The sequence below is a fragment of the Candidatus Caldatribacterium sp. genome, assembly GCA_014359405.1.
Classification (GTDB): Bacteria; Atribacterota; Atribacteria; order Atribacterales; family Caldatribacteriaceae; genus Caldatribacterium; species Caldatribacterium oleiphilum.
Genome location: JACIZN010000079.1, coordinates 8,365 through 8,716, shown reverse-complemented (window position 1 = coordinate 8,716; position 352 = coordinate 8,365). Strand labels below are relative to the sequence as shown.

At 53.1% G+C, this 352-nt stretch carries 1 protein-coding gene (cut by a window edge); it reads left to right on the top strand.

Annotated features, from left to right (window positions below; translation table 11 throughout):
- The coding region annotated (locus H5U36_07100; GenBank protein ID MBC7217890.1) for a hypothetical protein crosses the window boundary (this coding region is incomplete at its 5' end): on the top strand, positions 1 to 352 show 352 of its 428 nt. Its footprint extends 76 nt past the window's final position.

Genomic DNA, 352 nt, shown 5'->3' with positions numbered 1-352 from the left:
ACCAGTTCACCGCTATTGATGTGCGAACCAGGATTCGCTTCTTGGCCTATGCGAAGGAGCTCTCCTTTTTGAATGGCCTCACCTTCCTTTTGCTTGTGGTCTTCTGGTTGCGAGCTCTGGGGGTGCAGGAGAGACTCTTCCTCCAGACTGACAATGGGGTGGAATTCGGGGGTCTGGGGAACTCGAGGAAGAGAATCCTCATGGAGAAGTACATCTTCAACCCCCTGGGAGTGACTCTCCTTTCGACTCCGGTTCGAGAGAAGAAGGTGAACACCTTCGTGGAACGTTCCCATCGAACTGACGATGAGGAGTTCTATGCCCTGAACCTCGCTCAGGTGACTTCCAGGAAATC